Source organism: Steroidobacteraceae bacterium, from assembly GCA_041395505.1.
Taxonomy (GTDB): domain Bacteria; phylum Pseudomonadota; class Gammaproteobacteria; order Steroidobacterales; family Steroidobacteraceae; genus JAWLAG01.
Window position 1 is genome coordinate 924,664 of the sequence record JAWLAG010000001.1, and the last position, 21,009, is coordinate 945,672.

Annotated in this window: 20 protein-coding genes and 1 tRNA gene; 12 read left to right on the top strand and 9 right to left on the bottom strand. The window is 62.7% G+C overall.

Going from position 1 to position 21,009, the window contains the following annotated elements:
- Positions 1–79 precede the first annotated feature (79 nt).
- From R3E77_04235 to R3E77_04270, 8 genes are all read left to right on the top strand, one after another.
- Entirely contained in the window at positions 80–1,393 is a 1,314-nt protein-coding gene (locus R3E77_04235; protein ID MEZ5498624.1) for an acyl-CoA dehydrogenase family protein, read from the top strand.
- A 33-nt stretch (positions 1,394–1,426) separates the two neighbouring features.
- A complete protein-coding gene (locus R3E77_04240) occupies positions 1,427–1,906 on the top strand; it encodes a nuclear transport factor 2 family protein (protein ID MEZ5498625.1) in 480 nt (159 codons plus the stop codon).
- Positions 1,907–1,923: 17 nt separating this feature from the next.
- Complete coding sequence (locus tag R3E77_04245) at positions 1,924–2,730, top strand: alpha/beta hydrolase (GenBank protein ID MEZ5498626.1); 807 nt, start codon at positions 1,924–1,926, stop codon at positions 2,728–2,730.
- A 15-nt stretch (positions 2,731–2,745) separates the two neighbouring features.
- Complete coding sequence (locus R3E77_04250) at positions 2,746–3,756, top strand: LLM class flavin-dependent oxidoreductase (GenBank protein ID MEZ5498627.1); 1,011 nt, start codon at positions 2,746–2,748, stop codon at positions 3,754–3,756.
- A gap of 30 nt (positions 3,757–3,786) precedes the next feature.
- On the top strand, positions 3,787–5,415 hold the full coding sequence (locus R3E77_04255) for an NAD(P)/FAD-dependent oxidoreductase (protein MEZ5498628.1): 1,629 nt from the start codon (positions 3,787–3,789) through the stop codon (positions 5,413–5,415).
- A 29-nt stretch (positions 5,416–5,444) separates the two neighbouring features.
- Positions 5,445–6,122, top strand: coding sequence for a helix-turn-helix domain-containing protein (locus R3E77_04260; protein ID MEZ5498629.1), 678 nt, complete (start codon positions 5,445–5,447; stop codon positions 6,120–6,122).
- Between the two features lie 37 nt (positions 6,123–6,159).
- The gene (locus tag R3E77_04265; protein ID MEZ5498630.1) at positions 6,160–7,221 is read left to right on the top strand and encodes a phosphotransferase family protein; all 1,062 of its coding nucleotides are present in this window, start codon (positions 6,160–6,162) and stop codon (positions 7,219–7,221) included.
- A gap of 114 nt (positions 7,222–7,335) precedes the next feature.
- A tRNA-Arg gene (locus R3E77_04270) sits at positions 7,336–7,412 on the top strand.
- Positions 7,413–7,476: 64 nt separating this feature from the next.
- Here the strand turns inward: R3E77_04270 and R3E77_04275 are convergent.
- Positions 7,477–8,022 (bottom strand): type VI secretion system tube protein Hcp, encoded by a 546-nt coding sequence (locus R3E77_04275; GenBank protein MEZ5498631.1) that lies wholly within the window; start codon positions 8,020–8,022, stop codon positions 7,477–7,479.
- A 257-nt stretch (positions 8,023–8,279) separates the two neighbouring features.
- Here R3E77_04275 and R3E77_04280 point away from each other — a divergent pair, with 257 nt between their 5' ends.
- Positions 8,280–8,876, top strand: coding sequence for a sulfotransferase (locus tag R3E77_04280; protein MEZ5498632.1), 597 nt, complete (start codon positions 8,280–8,282; stop codon positions 8,874–8,876).
- A 7-nt stretch (positions 8,877–8,883) separates the two neighbouring features.
- Here R3E77_04280 and R3E77_04285 read toward each other — a convergent pair whose 3' ends face one another.
- Positions 8,884–9,579: a helix-turn-helix domain-containing protein gene (locus R3E77_04285; protein MEZ5498633.1), complete on the bottom strand. Its 696-nt coding sequence runs from the start codon at positions 9,577–9,579 to the stop codon at positions 8,884–8,886.
- A 207-nt stretch (positions 9,580–9,786) separates the two neighbouring features.
- Here R3E77_04285 and R3E77_04290 point away from each other — a divergent pair, with 207 nt between their 5' ends.
- Together R3E77_04290 and R3E77_04295 are read left to right on the top strand one after the other, a co-directional pair.
- Complete coding sequence (locus R3E77_04290) at positions 9,787–10,356, top strand: hypothetical protein (protein MEZ5498634.1); 570 nt, start codon at positions 9,787–9,789, stop codon at positions 10,354–10,356.
- Between the two features lie 156 nt (positions 10,357–10,512).
- A complete protein-coding gene (locus R3E77_04295) occupies positions 10,513–13,032 on the top strand; it encodes a response regulator (protein MEZ5498635.1) in 2,520 nt (839 codons plus the stop codon).
- Here R3E77_04295 and R3E77_04300 read toward each other — a convergent pair.
- The gene (locus R3E77_04300) at positions 13,016–13,675 is read right to left on the bottom strand and encodes a hypothetical protein (protein MEZ5498636.1); all 660 of its coding nucleotides are present in this window, start codon (positions 13,673–13,675) and stop codon (positions 13,016–13,018) included. The two genes, R3E77_04295 and R3E77_04300, sit on opposite strands and share 17 nt — an antisense overlap.
- 68 nt (positions 13,676–13,743) lie before the next feature.
- Here R3E77_04300 and R3E77_04305 point away from each other — a divergent pair, with 68 nt between their 5' ends.
- Positions 13,744–14,256, top strand: a complete 513-nt coding sequence (locus R3E77_04305) for a flavin reductase family protein (protein ID MEZ5498637.1) — start codon at positions 13,744–13,746, stop codon at positions 14,254–14,256.
- Between the two features lie 5 nt (positions 14,257–14,261).
- Here the strand turns inward: R3E77_04305 and R3E77_04310 are convergent, their stop codons facing one another.
- From R3E77_04310 to R3E77_04335, 6 genes are all read right to left on the bottom strand, one after another.
- On the bottom strand, positions 14,262–15,452 hold the full coding sequence (locus R3E77_04310; GenBank protein ID MEZ5498638.1) for an amino acid aminotransferase: 1,191 nt from the start codon (positions 15,450–15,452) through the stop codon (positions 14,262–14,264).
- A gap of 4 nt (positions 15,453–15,456) precedes the next feature.
- The gene (locus tag R3E77_04315) at positions 15,457–16,344 is read right to left on the bottom strand and encodes a CAP domain-containing protein (GenBank protein ID MEZ5498639.1); all 888 of its coding nucleotides are present in this window, start codon (positions 16,342–16,344) and stop codon (positions 15,457–15,459) included.
- Between the two features lie 9 nt (positions 16,345–16,353).
- A complete protein-coding gene (gene sthA / locus R3E77_04320; GenBank protein MEZ5498640.1) occupies positions 16,354–17,811 on the bottom strand; it encodes a Si-specific NAD(P)(+) transhydrogenase in 1,458 nt (485 codons plus the stop codon).
- A complete protein-coding gene (locus R3E77_04325) occupies positions 17,808–18,668 on the bottom strand; it encodes an HDOD domain-containing protein (protein ID MEZ5498641.1) in 861 nt (286 codons plus the stop codon). The genes sthA and R3E77_04325 overlap by 4 nt, the downstream gene beginning before the upstream one ends.
- A gap of 96 nt (positions 18,669–18,764) precedes the next feature.
- A complete protein-coding gene (locus R3E77_04330) occupies positions 18,765–19,802 on the bottom strand; it encodes an LLM class flavin-dependent oxidoreductase (GenBank protein ID MEZ5498642.1) in 1,038 nt (345 codons plus the stop codon).
- Entirely contained in the window at positions 19,799–20,971 is a 1,173-nt protein-coding gene (locus R3E77_04335) for an acyl-CoA dehydrogenase family protein (GenBank protein MEZ5498643.1), read from the bottom strand. Before R3E77_04335 ends, R3E77_04330 begins: the two co-directional genes overlap by 4 nt.
- Positions 20,972–21,009: the final 38 nt, after the last annotated feature.

The following is a 21,009-nucleotide window of genomic DNA, read 5'->3' on the forward strand; positions in this document are numbered from 1 at the left end:
CAAACTATCTTTGGGACCATGTTTTGCGTCGGCGCAACAGTGCGGATCGGCACGGTTGGCCAGACAACAGGTGGCAGTGATGGCCTGGAATTTCGAGACCGACCCTGATTTCCAGCGCGAGCTCGACTGGATGAGCGACTTCGTCCGCGCCGAGGTCGAACCTCTGGATCTGGTCTTCCGCCATCCCGCCGATCCTTTCGATCCGGCTCGCAAGGGGCCCGCTGCGGCCATGGCGCCGCTCAAGAAGCTTGTCCAGCAGCGGGGTTTGTGGGCCTGCCACCTTGGCCCCGAGCTCGGAGGGCAGGGTTACGGGCAGGTCAAGCTTGGCCTGATGAACGAGATTCTCGGGCGCAGCCGGTTTGCGCCCACCGTCTTTGGCTGCCAGGCGCCCGATACCGGCAACTCCGAAATCCTCGCCCGCTTCGGAACGCCCGCGCAGAAGCTCGCCTACCTCGAGCCATTGCTGGCGGGCGAGATAGCCTCCTGCTACTCCATGACGGAGCCGCAGGCCGGCGCAGATCCCGCACAATTCAGGTGTCGCGCGGAATTGGTCGGCGACCAATGGGTCATCAACGGCGAGAAGTGGTTCGCCTCGCATGCGGATTTCGCGAAATTCCTGCTGTTGGTCGTGATTACCGACCCGACGGTTCCGGTCCACCAGGGTGCATCGATACTGATCGTGGATCGCGATGCACCGGGATTGCAGATTGTGCGTAACGTCGCCGTGGGCATGCGCGATGAAATGGGCGGCGGCGTTCACGGCTACCTGCGCTTCGAGAACTGCCGCGTGCCGCGCGAGAACATTCTTGGCCAGCCAGGGCAGGGCTTTGAGGTGGCGCAATCGAGGCTCGGTGGCGGGCGCATTCATCATGCCATGCGAACCGTCGGGCTGCTGAACCTCGCCCTCGACATGATGTGCGAGCGGGCTCTCAGCCGGCATACCAAGGGCGAAGTACTTGCGGCCAAGCAGCTGACCCAGGAGAAGATTGCCGACTCCTACACGCAGATCACGCAATTTCGCCTGCATGTGCTCTATGCGGCCTGGCTCATCGACAAGCACAAGTCGTACAACCGCGTTGTGCGCCGGGAGATTGCGGCCGTCAAGGCGGCGATGCCCGGGGTGCTGCGCGATGTCGTCTACCGGGCGCTGCATCTGCACGGCTCGCTCGGCATGTCGAATGAGACGCCACTGATGCAAATGTGGGCCACCGTGCCGGAGATGGGCATCGTGGATGGCCCGACGGAAGTGCACAAGGTGAGCGTGGCGAAGGAAATTCTCCGCGACCGCCGGGGCACGGATCAACCATTCCCGAGCTATTATCGACCGGCGGCGACGGAGCTTGCGAGGCAGAAGCTCGCATGGGCGATCGAGCTCGACGTAGGCAACCAGTAATGCGGGCTTGGCGGCCCGTGGGGGGACGTTTGCATGGCATCTGAGGCGCAGCTGCAGAACCTGATGGCGCGAATCGATCAACTCGAGAGCCGCAATGCCATGCGCGACCTGGTAACGACCTACTGCCAGGGTTTCGATGGCGGCAACTTCGAGCAGTTCCTCGGAATCTGGTGGGAGGACTGCGTTTGGGACATCGGTCCACCGTTTGGCGTCTTCCACGGCCATGCCGGCATCGAAAAGGCCGTCAAGGAGGTGCTCTGGCCGGTCTGGCGCGAGACGCACCACCTTACCAGCAACCTGCGCCTGTCTTTCGCGGGCAAGGATGACGCCCATGGCGAATGCAATGTCGATTGCATGGGCGCGACGCGCGATGACATCGTGCAGATGATCAGCGCCACCTACAAGGATCATTTCCAGCGGCGCGGCGGCACATGGCGCATCAAGCGCCGCGACGTGACCATTCATTACTTCAACCCGATTCCTGGCGCGCAGATGACGGCGCCGCAGGCCTGAGCGAGGTAGAGGCAGGTATGGCGTATCTCACGACCGAGTCCGGACAGCGGATATATTTCGAACACCATCGCGGTAGCAAGTTGCCGGTGTTGTTGATCCATGGCTGGGGCATGAGCTGTCGAATATGGGACACAACACTCAGCAGTCTGCTTGCCGCCGGTCACGAAGTCGTGACATTCGATCAGCGCGGTTGCGGCAATTCCGACAAGGACTTCCCGGCCAACACGATCGGACTCGGTGCGGGCGATGCGCTTGCGGTTTTGCGCGAGGCCGCGATCGAGCGCGCAGTCGTCAACGGCTGGTCGCTGGGCGGGGCCATTGCGACTGAAACCGCGCATCGACTGGGCTCCAAATGCGCCGGCCTCGTACTGACCGCAGCGGCTACGCCGCGCTACGTCCAGGCGCCGGACTATCCATTTGGCAATCCGCCAGGAGGTCCGGTTGCGACGGTCGAGGCCTTGCGAGCGGATCGGGCCAATTTCTTCGATGGCCTCACCAAGGCTGTGTGCGCGGTTGAGCAATCGGCGGCGATGAACAACTGGCTGTGGTCGATCTTCATGCAGACCGCACCCTGTGCCGACGATGCTCTCGCCGAGCTCGACACACTCGATCAACGCAAGATCCTGGCTGCGCTCGATGTGCCGATACTTTCCTTCATCGGCACCAAGGATGTCTTCGTGCCGCCGGACGTCGGTCGTTCAGTGGCAGCAATTGCCCGGCGCCTGCGCACGATCGAATATGAAGGTTGCGGTCATGCGCCCTTCATAGAGGCCGCGCAACGCTATCGCGCGGACTTGCTCGGTTTTCTGGCATCACTCAACTGACCGGAGTTTCGACCAATGGCGCGACACGTCAATTTCGGTCTCTGGTACGACTTCCGCAATCCGCGACAGTGGCGAATTCCCTTCGAGCGCCTCTATGCGGAGAGCCTCGATCAGATCGCCGAGGCCGAACGGCTCGGCTTCGACTCGATCTGGATGACCGAGCATCATTTTTGCGATGACGGTTATACGCCCTCGCCGATGGTCCTCGGTGGCGCAATCGCTGCACGCACCAAACGCCTGCGAATCGGCACGAACCTGATCGTGCTGCCGCTGCACAATCCAATACGGGTTGCCGAGGATGCTGCGACGCTATCGCTCATTACCGGCGGGCGTTTCGACCTGGGCGTCGGTGTTGGCTATCGCGAACTGGAATTTCGCGAATTTGGCCGCCAGGTCAAGCATCGACCCAGCCTCATCGAGGAGGCGATCGAGATCATTCGTCGGGCGTGGGCGGGCGAGAAGATCGGCTTCTCTGGCAAGCGCTTCGAGTTTGGCGATGTCCGTGTAACGCCGGTACCCGAGCACATTCCGAAGCTCTATCTCGGCGGCATGACTGAGCCGGCGATCGCGCGCGCCGCCAGGATTGCCGACGGCTTTCTGTCGACCGGCTCGATCGGACACGATATCTATCTCGAGAGTCTGCGCAGGCAGGGACGATCGCCCGAGGACGGGGTGGTGATCGCAGGCAGTTGGGCCATCGTCTCTGACGACCCGGAGCGCGAAGCACGCGCTGTCGGTCCACATGCGCTCTATCAGTGCAACCAGTACATCGAGTGGGGAGCGTTCGGGCCACCCGATACGACACCGCGATTTCCGGATGCACAGACCGCGCTCGCACAAGGGCTTTATGAGCTGTGGGATGCCGATCAGGCAGTTACCGAAATAACCCGTCTGCTGCAGGCCTGTCCGCAGATTCGGGATCTGCATTTCTGGGCGCGGTTGCCCGGTGAATCTGTCGCGGCGGGGCACCGGCGCGTCGAATACATGGCCAAGCATGTGCTGCCCAAGGTACGTGCTTCGCTCTGACGCTGAACAACAGAATTTTGGAGAATCACAATGGGCGCTGGCAAAAAAGCTGATTACGACGTCATTGGCGTGGGCGCAGGCTTCGCAGGGCTTGCGTTGATTCATTTCGTGCGCGATGCGGGGCTTTCGATCCGTGTGTTCGACAAGGCATCCGATATCGGCGGCACCTGGACATGGAATCGCTATCCGGGCGCTGCCAGCGACAGCGAGTGTTTCTATTACTGCCTGACCTTCTCGAAGGAGTTGCTGCAGGAGTGGTCCTGGTCGTGCCGTTATCCGGGCTGGGAGGAGAACCTGCGCTACATGCATTTCGTGGCGGATCGATGCGACATGTGGCCGCACATTCAGCTCAATACCAACATCGTGAGCGCCGATTTTCAGGAAGACTCGGGCCTGTGGCTCGTGCGCACCGGGAAAGGCGAGTCGTTCACCTGCCGTTACTTCATCAGCGCGATGGGCATGATTTCCGAACCGGTCATTCCGGAATTCAAGGGTCTCGGCACATTCAAGGGCCCTTGTTTTCACTCGGCGCGCTGGCCCAGTGAGGGGCTTGATTATGCCGGCAAGCGTGTCGCCATCATCGGCAGCGGCGCGACGACCGTGCAGATGTTGCCGGTCATGGCGAAAACGGCTGCCAATGTGACCGTATTCCAGCGCACGGCCAATTTCATCATGCCGGCGGTGCAGAAGCCGATGACGCCGGAGTGGGAGAAGCAGATAAAGGCGAACTACGACGCTATCGTCGACAAGTGTCGCAATCACTCCTTCGCCATGGCATTCGACAGCCCCGTGGGACGCACGATTGCAGATACTCCGCCCGAGGAAGTCGAACGGATTCTCGACGAACATTGGCCGCGGGGCAGCTTCAGCTTCGTTTTCGAGACCTTCGATGACCTCATCGTCAATCCCGAATCCAATCGGATCATTGGCGAGTACATCGTGCGCAGAATGCTGGAGAACGTGAAGGATCCGGAGGTCAGGGAGATGCTGACTCCGAAGGGTTATCCATTCTTCGCCAAGCGACCGCCGCTCGACCACGGCTATTTCGAAGCCTACAACCGTGACAACGTCAAGCTGGTCGATATCGGTGAGCGAGAACCACTGGTCGAGATCACTGCGACAGGCATACGTACGACCAAGCAACACTATGAATTCGACATCATCGTTCTGGCGACCGGATTTCAGGCCTATACCGGCGCGCAGGAAGCGCTGCCGATCCGCGGCCGCAACGGACTGCTGCTCAGGGACAAGTGGAAGGATGTGTCGAGTTCGATCATGGGAGTATTTGTCGCGGAATTCCCCAATCTGTTCCTGATCACAGGGCCGCAGGCACCGTTCGCGAATCTGCCCACCTCGATAGAGCAGAATGTCATTTACATCGTCGACTGCATCAAGAAAATGGAGCGCGACGGACTTGCGCTTTGCGAGCCGCGGCACGACGCCGAGGAAGCCTGGGTGGCGCAGACGGCGGAGATACACCGCATGACGATGATGAACTTCGGCGACAAGGCTCATTCGTGGATGATGGGCGCCAATCTCAACGACAGGAAACCGCGCATACTGATTTATTTCGGGGGCGCAAATGTCTATTACGACAAGTTGCGTGACTCAGCCAACGCGGGCTTTCCCGAGGTCGAGTTCGAACGCAAAGCGGGCTGAGCAGGGAAGTGATGTCTTATCATCGCCCCATGAGCAGGGCGGCTGCACGCAAGAGACCCTCCGCGCGACGCAAGCAGGCGGATCGTACTGCGCTGTCCGACCGTCTGCTGACGGAGGCTGCAATCGAGCTACTGGTCAAATTCGGCATTCAAGGCACGACGCTGCAGGCGGTCGGCGAACGCGCCGGCTACAGCCGAGGGCTCGCAACGCACCGGTTTGGATCCAAAGCGGGCCTTTTCGGCAACGTGTTGCAGGTCGCGAGCATGGACTGGCTGGAGCGCGTACAGGCTGCGGTGGGCGATCGGGTCGGTGCCGATGCTTTGTGCGCCGCGACGGATGCAGCCGAAGCATTTGTGCGGGAGCGTCCCGAAGAGGTGCGTGCGATGTATCTGCTCTGGTTCCTGAGCATCGATCCGAGCGCCGATTACAAATCCAACATCGCCAATGTCCATCATGCCCAGCGGCGCGATGTTGCGCGATGGATACGCGCAGGACAATCCGCAGGCACCATCGATGCAGGTGTCGACCCGGAGCGCGTAGCCGAACAATATGCCGCATCCATGGCGGGCATCATTTACCAATGGTTGGCGAACGCCGACATGCCGCTGGCCGCCATGTTTCGGCAACTGAAGTCCGATCTGCGTGCCCGTCTCGACAAGACAGCGAAACTGTCCGGCACGTCGCGTCGCACCGCATTGCAAGTCTGAGTCCGCGCGCGGGTCTGCAGTGTAAGCCATGACCGGCGTGACTGACTCTGGGGCGGCGCAACCGGTGCGCCGTGATCTCGACATCGATGCCATTCGGCTCGCTGCCTGGCTCGAGTCCGCTGTGGCGAATTTCCGCGGACCGCTGCAGATCAGGCAGTTCACTGGCGGGCAGTCAAATCCCACTTATCTGTTGGATGCCAAAAGCGGGCGATACGTTCTGCGCCGCAAGCCGCCCGGGCAGCTCCTGGCCTCGGCGCATGCGGTGGATCGCGAGTACCGGGTCCTGCGCGCATTGCACGGGCACTCGGTCCCGGTCGCACGGGCGCTTGCGCATTGCACTGACACAGGCGTCGCCGGCACCGAGTTCTATGTCATGGAGTTCGTCGGCGGGCGCGTGTTCTGGGATCCGGCATTCGTCGATGTACCAGCGGAAGAGCGGCGCAGTTATTTCTCCGCGATGAATCAGGTGCTGGCGGATCTTCATCGCCTCGACTATCGCGAGTTGGGCCTGGCCGATTTCGGGCGTCCTGAGAACTATGTCGCGCGACAGGCGGCGCGTTGGACGCGCCAGTACCAGGAGGACGAAGCGGGCGGGCGTGTCGCGGCGATGGATCGGCTGATCGAGTGGCTCGCGCATTTCAAACCGGATGACTCCGTGACCAGCCTCGTGCATGGCGATTATCGATCCGACAACCTGATCTTTCATCCAACCGAGCCCCAGGTATTGGCGGTGCTCGATTGGGAACTTGCGACGCTTGGAGATCCGCTTGCCGATTTTGCCTACCACCTGCTGATGTATCGCATTCCGTCATTGGCCTTTCCCGCCTTACTCGGGCGTGATCTTGCGGCCCTGCGGCTGCCGAGCGAGCGCGAGTATGTCGAGGCCTACTGCGCGCGCGCAGGCCGCAGTGCGATTCCGGATCTCGAGGGTTATTTGGCCTTTTGCCTTTTCCGTCTTGCGGCGATTTTCCACGGCATTCGTGGCCGCGTCCTGCGTGGCACCGCGGTCAGCGAGCGCGGCAGGGAATATGCCAAGCACGTCGAGGCAATCGCTGACCTCGGCTGGCAGCACGCCGAGCGCTCCGGCGCTCACCCATGAGTGCGGATCGGCGGGGTTTTTTGCAGGGGCAAGGCACCTGGCCAGCGGCTGTTCGCACCCGGCACCCTGTGGTAGGATGCGCGCCCCGCATCGCGGCCGATTTCTTGTATCGGCGCGCCCGTAGCTCAGTTGGATAGAGTACCTGGCTACGAACCAGGTGGTCGGGAGTTCGAATCTCTCCGGGCGCGCCAGTCAAGCAGTTGGGTGACTTCCCCAGGTACTAGTTTTCGTGGTGCGGTGTGGCCGGCCGGCGCGTCAGTTCGCCGGCGCGACCTGCATCGTCATGACGTCCCACTCCAGAGGCGTCGAGAGCGTGCGACCATCCGCGCTTGTCGTGAAGACTTCGTAGCGGATGCGCTTGTAGACCAGCTCGATTTCGGACATCGTCGGCGTCATCGACGCGGACGACGTCCGCTGACTCGTGAGAAGGACATTGTCGAGCCGGAATCGATACGCCGGTCGCCCGTCGGCGCCGATGTGATCGATAACCACTTGCGATACCGACCGCCCCATTTCGATGGCCCTCATGAATGCGACGGACCACGGTCCGGCGGGGAACGCGACCTTGATGGGCATGGGTTTCGGTTTGCCGATAGTGGCTCCCGAACTCGGGGACCAGCTGCTGCCGGCGGTGATGGCTGCATCCACGCTCTCGACGCGCAACCAACCTTTGTAGGGACCTTCGGCGACGTCTCCGCCAATGCCGGCAGCCAACATGAAGGTATCGGCGCTGGCTCTATCCGCGCAGACCAGCAGGGCCGTCAGCGAAAGCAAACAGGTCATCCGATGGTATCTCGTCATGTTCACCTCCGACTCCGGCGTTGACCGTCGGGTACACAACGATCCAGCGAGGAAATCTGGCTGACCGACCTTCTCTTGCAGCCCGGGCCGCGCAGCCGCTGGGGTGGGCGCTCCTGCGGAGCGGTCCATGTCGTGGTGTTCAGCTGGCAGGCTCTCGCGAAGGCCAACTCTGCTCTCCGGGACGGTCGACATTTGGGTAGCATGCGGGTGGCCAAGTGCGTTCGATGCGTACCCTGGCTTAAGGGGCACACTCTCATATGCCTATCCAACTGATTGGCGCCGGCGTCGGGCGCACCGGCACGACCTCGTTGCACCTGGCATTGCAGGAGCTCCTGGGTGGCAAGTGCTATCACATGCTCGAGCTGCGCGATCGCGCGGAGCACATCGCCATCTGGGCTCGCGCCGCCCGCGGCGACGCCGTCGATTGGCAATCGCTACTCGAGGGCTACCAGGCCTGCGTCGACTGGCCGGCCGCAGCGTTCTGGCGCGAAATCAGCGATGCTTTCCCGGATGCACCGGTCCTGCTCTCGCATCGACCTGCGACGGAATGGTATCGCAGCGCGAGTGCGACCATTTTCCCCACGGTATTGCGCAAGTCCGGTCGCTGGCGCGAGATGATCGACAGCCTGTTCGAGCATCGCTTCACCTCTGCACTGACTGATGAAGCTGCGTGTATCACGGCGTATCAGCGCCACAACGCTCAAGTACGCGCAGTCGTACCGACGCATCGACTCGTAGAGTGGCAGCCTGGAGACGGCTGGGCGCCGATCTGCGGCGCGCTCGGGTTGCCCGTCCCCGCAAAGCCGTTCCCCCATGAGAACACGACGGCACATTTTCGAAGCCGACTGAGTTGAATGCGCTTCACGGTGACGCGCTTCGTTCGACCTTGGCGAATGCACTGAGCAGGAGCCAGTCCGGAAACGCCTTGCACAAGGCGGGGTTGCCATTGAGCCGCATCCGCCCGCTCGCGATTTCAGCGCGCAGTGGACGCAGACCCCGCCAAACTTCGGCCAATAGCCGCACAGGCGTGACGACTGCCAGGTCGATTTCGTGGCCCGGATTCTTGAGACAGACTTCGACTTCACGCTGCTCGCACAGGAACCAGAAGCGGCGGCGCTTCGGACGCGAATCGGTGAATTCGATTTCGATGACGATGCGCTTCGCAGGCAGTCGCGGAGTATCGAAACGCCGGTGCATGGCCCAGACCAACCAGTCGGGATCGAGATCGTCATCGCGAATCGCACGCGCCCAGCGCTGACCCCAGGTGCCAACCGCAGTCAGCACGTCCTTCAATTCGCGGCCTGCATCCGTGAGCAGGTAGTCGCGGTCACGCGCGTTTCGCGAGCGGCTTGCCACGATGCCGCACTGCTCGAGCAGATCGAGTCGCTGCTTGAGCAACGTTGCGGAAATGCGCGGCAGGCCGCGACGAATGACATTGAAACGAGTGGCCCCGGCATTCAGTTCGCGCACGATGAGCAGCACCCATTTCTGGGTCAGTGTCTCGCTTGCGAGCGCGATCGGGCAGAACTGGCCGTAGGTTTCCATCAGGATGCCCATGCTACGGCCGATCTGCGATTACGAGGTCCAGATATTGGACTAGGCGGCCGGCCGCGGCGGCCTATGATGACATGCATGTCCAGCGGATTCATGCTGCGGGGAATATCGAGGCGGGCCTTTCTGGCCGCAACTGTAGCCCCGGTTGCCGCCGCGATCGGTCCGTCAACACGGGCGATTGCCTCGCCCCGGCGAGCAAGGAGATATCCCATGGATTTCGACCGCGAACGATTTGTTGCCGATTGCATCTCGGCGAACAGCGAACGAGCAGGCCAGGCCGCAGTGCAGGAGGTTCTGCAACGCGCGCTCGCGAAGCCGAACGCGGTGCTAGCCGCACTCGGCGAACCGCGACAGGCGGGACTAGACGTACTTCATCGCTCGACCGACCTTACGATCTTCGCCGCGAAATGGGCGCCGCAGATGAACCTGCCGGCTCACGATCATCGCATGTGGGCTCTGATTGGCATCTACACGGGCCGGGAGGACAACATACTCTGGCAACGCGGGGCCCAGGGGATCGAAGCAAGAACGGCGCGGGTGCTGTTCGCAGGCGATGTGGCCGCGCTGGCGGCCGACGCCATTCACTCGGTCACCAACCCCTTGCCCCGCTTCACCGGTGGTATCCACATCTACGGCGGTGACTTCTTTGCCACGCCACGCAGCCAGTGGGACAGCGAGAGCCTTGCGGAGCAACACTCGGACGGCGCGGTCATACAGGCGCTTTTCGAGCGCGAGAATGCCAGGCTACGTGCAACCGGCTGCCCGCCGCCCCAAGGCTGATGTACCCGACGGTCTGAGCCCGGGGCCGACAGGCGTCGCTCCTTTCGCGACGCAGTTCCGGTCCGTTGTCCGCCGCGCATTGCTATCTTGACGGGCGTCTAAGGAATTCGGCCACTTGGCCGATAAAGTGTTGCCGAACCCGGGCACTGTCTGGCAATGAAAATCCAGTCCAAACTCAATGTCTGCTACGGCATATTCGGCCTCGTGCTCGTGGTGCTGGCGCTCTGGTCACTGACCATTTTTCGCGGGCTCGAAATCCGTATCTCCGAAACGATCAGTGCAACCTTGCCGCGCCTCAGTGTCCTGCAGGACCTGCACGCCGCTGGCCTGCGCATCGTTGCGTCCTCGACAGAAACAGCGCTGATTGCCGATCAGATGCGGGCCTTGGCCTCCGACCACCCGTCCAGCGGGCCGCCCGCGCAATCAGATGACGTCGATCAAGCGGCCGGCGAAGCACGCCTGATCGTTGCCGGTGAGCGCAGTCTCAATATCGGCCTTGCACGTCTGCGGGAGTTTGCAATGCATTTGCCCGACCAGCGCGTCGAGTATGGCCGCATTCTCGCCGCGGCCGACGAACTGCTCAGCGAACGCGATGCATTCACCTCGCTCGTTCTGGATGGTGTCAGAGGCAGATCGATACTCGAGCAGAAGGAATCCTTCGAACGTGCCGAACAGTCGTTCCTGGCTGTGCTGGAGGAGGCGGCACGCGCCGAGCGCATGCGCCTCGAAGCCGCTCAGGAACAGGCGCTCGGGGTCCTGGCCCAGGCGCGTGCCGCATTGCTCATAGCCGCCATCGCGATCCTTGCCGTCGTCATAGCGACCGGCATGTTGATTACCCGACTCTTCGTCGCCAATGTCGTCGCTCTGCGCGCCAGCATCGAGGCCGTGGACTATCAAAAGCTCGACCCGGGAGTCGAGCAGAAAATAATGAGGCTCGCGCGAAGGCGCTCCCGATGGCTGCGCGATGAAACCAGCGATCTCGCCGAATCCTTCGCGCGACTTCTTGGCAATTTGCGCGAGTCATTCGATCTGCTGTCCGGATATCGGCAGAATCTCGAGCAATTGGTGCAGGAGCGAACGGCAGAGCTGCGCGGGGAGCGAGATCGTGCGGAAATGCTCGCGCAGCAGGCCATTGCCGCCGACGAAGCCAAGAGCCGGTTCATTGCGAACATGAGCCACGAAATCCGCACACCGATGAACGGCGTCCTGGGGATGACGGAATTGCTGCTGACGACGGAGCTGGATGCACAGCAACGGCACATGGCCGGCACGATCGCTTCGTCGGGCGAAGTGCTGCTCGGCGTGATCAACGACGTGCTCGATTTCTCCAAGGCGCGCGCCGGCACCATCAAGCTCGATCATGCGCCGTTTGATCTGCGGCGCCTGATAGAAGGCATGCTGGAGCTGGTTGCCGCGCGTGCGGCCGAGCGCGGGCTCGACTTGCTCCTTGATATGCCGCCACAGTTGCATGTCGCCTATCGCGGCGACGCCCAGAGGCTGCGACAGATTCTCATGAACCTGATCGGCAACGCGCTCAAGTTCACCGATCGCGGGCAGGTCGTCGTGGCGGTTCGCGATCTCGACGACGAAAGTCTGCGGGCGCGCCTTCGCATCGAGGTCGTCGACACCGGTGTGGGTATTGCAGCCGAGGACCAGGAGCGGCTCTTCGAAGCATTCTTCCAGGTCGACTCGGCCAGTACGCGCCGCGTCGGCGGCACGGGACTTGGGCTCGCAATTTGTGCCCAGCTCGTGCAGGCGATGGGTGGTCGCATCGGTGTAGAGAGCCAGCCGCAACGAGGCTCGAAGTTCTGGATCGAATTGCCACTCGAGCGCGCGGAACCGACGGCCAGCACACCCGCCATGAAATCGCTGCGCGGATTCGCGGTGCTGATCGTCGACGACAATGATCTCAACCGCGAGATTCTCCGCGCCCAGCTTGAGTCATGGGATGTCTCGGTGCACGAGGCGGGGGGTGCCGACGAGGCGTTGCGGCAGCTCGATGCCATAGCCGTGCAGTTGGCGCTCCTCGATATACACATGCCCGGGCGCGACGGCTTGTCGCTCGCGCAGGAATTGCGCGGCCGGCCGGATCACAATGCAATCAAGCTGGTGCGGCTAAGCTCAGTGGCGCCATCCGTCGAGTTGAACCAATCCGAAGAACTTTTTGATGCCAGCCTGACCAAACCTGTGCGCCAGGAGCAACTCTACCAGTGCATCGCGGCATTGCTCGCGCCTTCACAGAAACAGCTGACCGCTGCGACGCCTGCGGCGAACTCCAGTGAGCGGCAGGCGGTATTGCGCGTACTTCTCGCGGAAGACAACGCGGTCAACGTGGCGGTCGCGCAAGGCATGCTCCAGCATCTCGGCCATGAACTGGTGGTTGCGAGAGACGGGCGCGAGGCCGTTGCGGCTTCTGGCCGCGAGCGCTTCGATGTGATCCTCATGGACTGCCAGATGCCATTGATGGATGGCTACGCGGCAACCAGGGAGATACGGCGCGCCGAAGCCGAGCTCGGCATTGCGCCCTGCCTGATCATTGCGCTCACCGCAAATGCCTCATCCGCCGACCGCCAGAAATGCCTCGAGGCAGGCATGGATGCGTTTCTCGGCAAACCTTTCACGCTCGAACAGCTGCAGCAACTGCTGCAAACGCATGCGATCAAAAACGTGGCTTGATGACGCTCAAGGTCACGGCGCCGGCGATCAGCAGCCACAGTAGCAGCAGGATTGCCGTGGATCGCCAATAGATACGGTGAATGGCCTGCTCCTCGGAGGGATCGGGCGTTCGGCCATCAAGACCCTTCCATAGGGTGAACAGCGGCAGCAGCGACAATCGGATGCCGACGCCACAGGCGATGATCGAAGCGAACAAAGCCAGCTTCAGCCGCAGCCAGCCAGGCGTTGCAGCCAGTACGCCATGCGCCATCGTTGCGCCTATCAACAGCAGAACGACTGCCAGGTAGCGCAGGCCGCGATCGAACCGCGCCAGGCGTTCTCCGGCTTTCGTCAGGCGGCGGTGATGCACGAGCTCAACGAGCGCGAGCCAGGCCACGACCAGGATCGATGTCAGCCATATCGCCGGTGCTTGGCCCGGTAGATAGCCATAGCCAATGGCAAGCACGACTCCGGTCCCGAGTTGCAGCAACAAGGCATAACGTACGTGCTGATCGACATCCATGACATGCGCAAGCTGGCGCGTACGCTCGACCATTGGGGATTGTCCGCTAAAGGAAAAATGCCTGTAGGTGCTGTTGATTACCAGCTCGGCACCGAGCCAGTAGCCAAGAATCACGATATGTGCGACCCATAGTGCATGCATGGTAACGGCGCCGGGGCTCTGTGAAGTGGTTCAGCCCAAGTGTGCCACAACTGGCTAAACTAGCGCGCATGGACGAGCGCAGCAAAGCGCAGCTTGGACGGCCTTTCGGGGCGCGCGACTTCCGTCACGCGCTCTCGCAATTCTGCTCCGGCATCGTGATCGTCACCGGTGGTAGCAGGCAACAGCCCTACGGCTTCACGGCGCAGTCTTTCATGTCGGTCTCTCTGGAGCCGCCCTTGATCGCGGTTTGTCCGTCGCGGGAGAGCGCCAGCTGGCCGTTGATCCGTGCGGGTCGCGTATTCACCATCAATGTGCTTGCCGAAGACCAGCGCGAACTCAGTCGCCGTTTTGCGAGCGCCAGCGAGGATCGATTTGCCGAGGTGGATTGGTCAGCGGGCGAATCCGGCACACCGGTTCTCGCCGGAGTGCTCGGCCACATCGACTGCGAACTCTGGGCGGAACACGATGCCGGCGATCACTTCCTGGCGCTCGGTCATGTCCTCGGGCTCAGCGTGCGCAACCAGGGGCGCGGTCCGCTGCTTTATTTTCGTAGCGACTACGGTGGTTTCGCTCAAAGCTGACCTGGTCAAGAGCGCGACACGGCAACGATCGCCTGCGCGACTTTCTCGGTCGTGTTCTCCGTGAGGCCGGCGATGTTGATCCGGCTGTCACCGACGACATACACATGGTGCTGGTCGCGCATCCTGGCAACCTGTTCGGGCGAAAGGCCGAGTAGAGAAAACATGCCGCGTTGCTTTCGAAGCCAACCGTAGTCACGATCGCTGTCGATTGCCGAGAGCGCATCGGCAAGACCGGCGCGCAGCGAACGCAGGCGTTTCGCCATGGCATCGAGCTCCGCCTGCCAGCTCTGGCGCAGGGCCGCATTGGTCATGACACGCTCCGCAAGCAGCCCGCCGTGCGCCGGCGGCATCGAATAGATGCGGCGCGCGATCTGCGCGAGGTTGCTCTCGAGAACCGGCCGGCGCTCCCGCTCATTGGTAACGATCAGCAGTGCGCCCGTGCGCTCGCGATAAAGGCCGAAGTTCTTCGACGCCGACACGGCAATCAGCACCTCGGGCAGGCGTTGCGCTGCGAGTCGCACCGGCGCGGCGTCCGCCGTGAGACTCTCACCGAGGCCCTGGTAGGCAAGATCGAAAAACGGCAGCAGTCGACGGCGCTCGATGCACTCGATGATATCGCGCCACTCGCCTTCACCTGGATCGGCGCCACTTGGGTTGTGGCAGGATGCCTGCAGCAGCACGACGGTGCCTGCACTCGCCTGCTCGAGACGATCGATCATGGCCGCCGTCTGCAACGACTGCTGGGCGGTATTGAAATACGGGTAGGAATCGACCTTCATGCCGGCAACGGACAGGAGCGGTCGGTGGTTGGGCCAGCTCGGGTCGCTGATGAGCAGCGACTGCTGCGGCTGCGCACGCAGCAACAGGTCTGCGGCGAGGCGCAGTGCGCCGCTGCCGCCAGGTGTCTGGATGCTGGCTGTGCGTTCGAGTGCGCTGTGTTCGGCGCCGAGGACGAGTCGCGTCGTCTCATCCAGGTAACCGTCGATTCCGCGCGGCGGCAAATAGACTTTGGTCTTCTGCTGGGCGATGACTTCGCGCTCTGCGGCAGCGATCGCCTGCATGACGGGCGTGATGCCGGAACCGTCGCGGTAGACGCCTACGGTCAGATCCACTTTGCCGGGATTGGTATCGGCGCGAAAGAGTGCGCCCAGACCCAGGATGGCATCGGCCGGCACGGCCTGCAAAGTCTCGAACATCGGCTCATTGACCTTTCATGTGATTGAGTGGACGCGCCACCAGCACCTGGGTCCAGTACAGCCCGGCGTCAGTCTCGCCCGAGTCGAAGTACCCGATTCCCATTTCGGTAAAGCGCGGATCCATGATATTGGCACAATGGCCAGGACTCGCAAGCCAGCCGGCGACGACCGCGGCCGCCGTCACGGGACCGACGGCAATATTCTCGCCGGTCAGGCGCGAGGGATAGTGGCTGCGTCGCACGCGCTCGGCGGCAAGGCTGCCGTCACCGCCATGATGATCGAGGACGCCACGGCGGGCCATATCGCTTGCATGGGCGAGCGCCAGGCGATCCAATGCGGGCGCTGGATCCAGGGCCGGCGCCGGAGCGAAGTCGCGTTGGCCGCAGCGACGCCCACCGCGACGCGCGCGGTTGACTGCCGCCAGGGCCTCGGCGGCCACCGCTGGCGCCTCGGCAGCCCTCGGCGGCCGGTAGGGCACGGCCAGGAGGATTACGATTTGGCCGGGTCCGGCGAGTGAACCGACATCAGAATACGGTTCGTCGGTCATGCGCGGGCAGAAACGCTTGAGGAAATCAGCACTCAGCAGCCGGCGCGGCTCGCCCTTCAACCTCAGTACCGTGGTGGCCGATGCCCGGTAGCCGCGCTTCTGCAACGCAGTGGCGAGGTCGGTGCCACTCGATATATCGCGGGCCGCGCCATCGAGAGCCTCGTTGGCCGCGAGACGTGGCAATGTTGCCCCCGCACGGCACTCGCTTCGGCGGGTTGCCTCCACGACACCTTGCACATCAGCCGGCGTTGCGGCTTGCAGGCGAGTGCATGCGGTCGCGAGCCCTGCGATCGCGAGACCAAACACGAGTCGTCGGCCGGACAGGAGGGCTGCGAATTGCGCCATTCGCGCCGACTATAGCACCGACGCTGCTGCCTCCAGGGCATCAGATGGCTGGCTCGCTGCGGCACGCTGTTTTGCGATATCGAGCGCCGCTACGCGGTAGGCCTCCGCCATGGTCGGAAAGTTGAAGATATTCTCGACATAGGCATTGACGTCGAGGTCGGCCGCCAAACCAAGCTGGGCGAGATGAACGAGATCTGCGGCGCCATTGCCGACGATCTGGGCGCCCAATACCTTGCGTCCGCCCGCATCGGCAACCAGTTTCAGGAGTCCTTGCTGCGCGCCGGCAATCTGACCTCGCGCGACTTCATCGAAGCGCGCGCGCCCGACCAGTGCGGCGCCGAAGTGTGCCCGCGCCTCGCCTTCGCTCAGACCAACGCTCGCAATCTCGGGAATCGTATAGACGCCGGTGGGGATGACTTCGGTGGATTCGCCCGGTGCGAGCCCGAGCGCATGACAGGCGGCGCGTCGACCCTGTTCCATTGCCGCGGAGGCGAGCGACGGCGGCCCGATGACATCGCCCGCTGCATAGATGCCAGCGACGCTCGTTGCGAGTTCGCCGTTGACCGTGATGAAACCGTGGGCGTTCAGCTTGATGCCGAGCGCGTCGAGCCCAAGGGCCTCGACATTGGCGCGTCGTCCCTGGGCCACGAGCGCCTTGTCGGCACGCAATTCGCGTCCGTCATCGAGGCGGGCCAGCACCGATGCCGGGCCGTCGCGGCGCAATTCCACGGCCTGGGCAGCCGGCAGGAAGCAGCTGGCGTGTTGCGCGAGACTACCCAGGTAATAGTCGGTGAGTTCTGCATCGATGAATCCCAATGGCCGCTCATGGCGATCGAGTTGTGTCACCTTGCATCCGAGGCTCGCGAACATCGAGGCATACTCGCAGGCAATGACGCCACCGCCGATGACCAGGAGACTGCGCGGCAGGTAGGTGAGCGAGAGGATCGAGTCGCTGTCCAGTATGTGCTCGTGATCGGGCGCAAGTCCCTGTGGCGCGCGGGGTCGCGAACCGGTTGCGATCACGATGCGTCGTGCCTGCAAGCGAGTGTGCTGTCCGTTGAGGCCCGTGACGTCGACCTGGTCGCATGCAACGAGCTGTGCCCGGCCGCGCACGACGGTGACCGCGTTGCGCCGCAGCTGGTCGGCCATGAAGCGGTCGTGAGCGGCAATGACATCCTGCACTCCGCGCAACAGCGTGCCGAGCGGTACCTGGAAATTGTCGTCGGCCTGCGGTTCTGCAGCGCTCATATCGAGTTCGCGGCTGCGCGCTGCCGCGAGGCGCAACAGGGCGTATTCGCGCAGGGCCTTGCTCGGGATCGTGCCGGTATGCACGCAGGCGCCACCGACATCGCGCAGCTGTTCGACAACCGCAACGGACGCGCCTGCCTTGGCGCCCTGGACGGCGGCTTTCTGTCCTGCCGGTCCTGCGCCAATGACGACGAGGTCAAAGCGCGCGCTGTTGCTCATTCGAAATTGGCAACCGTCTCGGCGATTGCCTCGCGCTTTTCCAGCAGATTGCTGAGTTCATCGGGATAGATGCCGAGATCGGCGACGATGTCGTTGTTCAATTGGGGTTCGCGGATCTCGAAATCGGGCGCACCGAAATGCGCTGCCAGGTTGCGTGCAATGTTGACCTGCAGTACATCGACGCGGGCGACCTGCGCGTGGGTGGGATCGCGCCAGTGTTCGATCGTGCTTATGACGGCCGCAGGCAACTTCCAGGCCGTGCCGATGCTCGCGCCCGCGCGCGTTTCGTATTCATTGATCAGCGTCTCGAACTGTTCGTTATCGAGCTTGAACTGACCACGGCGTTCGATCTGCGCGGCCTCGCGCAGCAGTACGGCTCGTCCGAGACGATGCAGCAGGCCGCAGAGGTAGGCCGACTCGACGTTGTTGCGCTTCAGGCGGGCAATTTCCTGCGCCCAACAGGCGGTAGCCACCGATTCGCTCCATAACAGGGCGACTTCGCGTTCGCGGCCGCGGGCCACGAACATTTCGCCTTTCACCGAGAACGCAAAGGCGATACTGCGAATCTCGGCCATGCCGAGCCAAGCGATGGCCTGTTTCAGTGACACGACAGGTGTGCGGCGCGCATAGAGTGCGGAGTTCGCAACGCGCATCACGCGTGTCGCAAGCGCCATGTCGCGTTCGACGATCGCGGCCAGCGCGGAAATCGAGTTGGTGTCGTCGGCCGACAGCTTGACCACCTGCGCCGCAACCTCGGGAAGAGGCGGCAGGTTCAGCGTATTGCCGGCAATCGCTTCGCTGATTGCCTTGCGCAGGTCGTGACCGGTGTTTCCTTGTTGGATGGCAGCGTTGTTCATGATTGCGTGCTTTGGCTTACACAGCCTGTGTCGGCTGTGATCACGCAAACTTGAAACGATCACCTTTTCGGGGTGGCCCCGACGGGTGGCTGCGACCTAGGTCACATTTCGCAGTGCAGGCAGAACCTCCCGGGCTGCCAGTTCGGCCAGGTCGACGCTCGCCGTTACGCGAGCCGCATGCGGCGCCGCTACGGGCGAACCGGTAATGAAGTACAGGTGATCGAGTCCGAGTTCGATGAGCGCCTTGAGCCGCGTGCGGCAATAGTGCGGATCGCCGGCGATGGCAAACCACCGCACGAATTCATCGTCGATATCCGCGAGATGCCGGCCGTGTTCCTGCGCGTGGCGCTGCATGTCATAGCCGGATTTCAACTGTTCGGCAACGGTTCGCAGGCGCGGCGGCAGGTGTTCGGTTGGCGCGTGTTTCATGCCGGTGAAATGCGCCACCAGCCCGACGCCCATGCGCGCGAGTTGCACGGCGCGCTCGCGCTCGGCATGACAGACGATGTTCACATAGGCGCCGATTTTGACGCTGTCGCGACGTCGTCCGCTCTCGCGCAGACGTTTCAAGGCCTGATCCATTGCCCAGGACAGGCGTTCAGGCGCACTGCCTACCGCAAAACTGATCCGGTCGGCGCAATCGACCGCCATGGCAATGGTCTTGGGGCCGGTGCAGGCGATGTCGATTGGGACCTTGGGCAGCTGCAATTCCGCCAACCAGCGTATCGTCGACGCGGTTTCGCCCCGGGGCACTGTCTTGCGTGCCAGGTAAGCGGCGACTGTCGTCGCGTAGTTCGCGAGCTCCGCGGTCGATGCCTGGCGCTTGCCGATATGTGCCGCGGAGGAATCACCACGCCCGATGCCGCATACCGCCCGCCCGCCGGATTCCAGTTGCAGCGTCGCCATCGCCGATGCCGTGACCGCCGCATCGCGGGTGACCGGATTGGTCACGCCCGTGCCGAGTCGCAATCGGGTCGTAGCCGCCGCGGCGAGGGACAACTGGCCATAGGGGTCAGCGGACAGATTCTGCGTATCCGGGCAGAGCAGCAGGTCGAACCCCATGGCTTCAAGCCGCCGCGCCAGGGTGGCCGTCGTGCGCGGCGAGGGTTCCATGACGAATCCGATTTCAGTCATGCATCCTCCCGGAACAGCGATCGCGCGATGACTTCCTTCATGATTTCGTTGGTTCCGCCATAAATGCGTTGCACACGGGCGTCGCCGTACATGCGGCCGATCAAATACTCGTCCATGTAACCATAGCCGCCGAAGAACTGCAGGCACTGGTCGATGACCTGCTGCTGCAAATCGGTGAGCCACCACTTGGCCATGGCCGCGCCGGCCGCGTCCAGGCGTCCGGCAACCACATCCGCGATGCAACGGTCTGCAAAGACGCGGGCGACGCGCACTTGCGTCGCCAGTTCGGCGAGCTTGAAGCGCGAGTGCTGAAATTCAGCGATACGTTGTCCGAAAGCGCGTCGCTCGGTTACGTAGTCGAGCGTTGCCGCCAGGGCGCCTTCCATCGCGCCGACGGCGCAAACGGCAATGATGGCCCGCTCGTAGGGCAGGTCGCTCATCAGCTGCTGCATGCCGCGGCCCGCGGCAGCGCCCAGCAGGCAGGAGGCCGGGACGCGGCAGTCGTTGAAAAACAATTCGGCCGTATCCTGTGCGTGCATGCCGATCTTGTTGAGGACCCGGCCCACTCGGTAGCCATCGAGACCACGTGTGTCGACCATAAGTATCGACAGACCAGCGGATCCGTTGCCATCGCCCGCGCGCACGACCAGTGCGATCAGGTCGGCAAGCTTGCCGTTGGTGATGAAAATCTTCGAGCCATTGACGACATAGTGATCACCATCCCGATGCGCACGCGTGCGTATGCCTTTCAAGTCCGACCCCGCACCGGGTTCGGTCATGCCGATGGCGCCGACCATTTCGCCGCTCGCAAGCAACGGCAAATAATTTGCTTTCTGTTCGCTCGTGCCATGGTTCAATACATAGTGGGCGCAAATGCTGTGCACACCCTGCCCGAATCCGGAAATTCCATGCCGCGCAAGCTCTTCATACAGGACGACCTCGTGGCGAAAATCGCCACCGGCACCGCCATACTCTGCCGGAATGTCCATGCACAGCAGACCGAGTTCCCCGGCGCGTCGCCAGATATTGCGGTCGACATGCTGCTGATGCCGCCACTTCTCATCCAGAGGCAGCATTTCTTCTCTGATCAGGCGGCGTACGTTGTCGCGCAGCAGATCGAGCTCATCGGTCATCCATTCGGGGCGCCAGCCCAGGCTTGCGTCGTTCATGCGCCTAGGTTATCAACCGTCCGGGCGGATTGGCCACG